The organism is Asticcacaulis sp. AC460 (genome assembly GCF_000495795.1).
Lineage (GTDB): Bacteria > Pseudomonadota > Alphaproteobacteria > Caulobacterales > Caulobacteraceae > Asticcacaulis.
Genome location: NZ_AWGD01000026.1, coordinates 1 through 493 on the forward strand (window position 1 = coordinate 1; position 493 = coordinate 493).

Consider the following 493-nt stretch of genomic DNA (forward strand, 5'->3'; position numbering starts at 1 on the left):
TTGCTGTGCCAGGTAACGACGAAGCTGTTGTCGGCCAGGGCCGTGATGGCCGGGCTTTGCTGGTCGCCGGTGGTGTAGGTGTTGATCAGGAATTCCGAACCCGAGGCCACGCCGGCGGACGTGTAGCGCTGGGCCGTGATGCCGAAGCTGGAGCCGTCACCGGTGTTGATCGAGGCGCTGGCCCACGAGATGATGTAGCTGCCGTCGCTGAACGCCGTGACGACCGGCTGGTGCTGGTCGGAACCCGTGTGGGTGTTGGCCCGGGTTTCGGCCACGACCACCGTGCCGGCGGCGTTGTACTGCTTGAAGTAGACGCCGTAGGCCGAGCCGTCCTGGACGTTGGACGCCCAGGCAATGACGTAGCCGCCACCGGCCAGGCCGGTGATGGTCGGCTGGTACTGCTGGTTGGCGCCGGTGGTGTTGACCTGGAATTCGTTGGCGACGGGGGTGCCGTCGGCATTGAAGTGGCGGGCCTTGATGCCGACGCTGGCCG

At 66.5% G+C, this 493-nt stretch carries 1 protein-coding gene; it reads right to left on the reverse strand.

Going from position 1 to position 493, the window contains the following annotated elements; translation table 11 throughout:
• Positions 1–493: hypothetical protein (locus ABAC460_RS50215; protein ID WP_023454243.1), on the reverse strand; the 493-nt coding region annotated here is incomplete at both ends.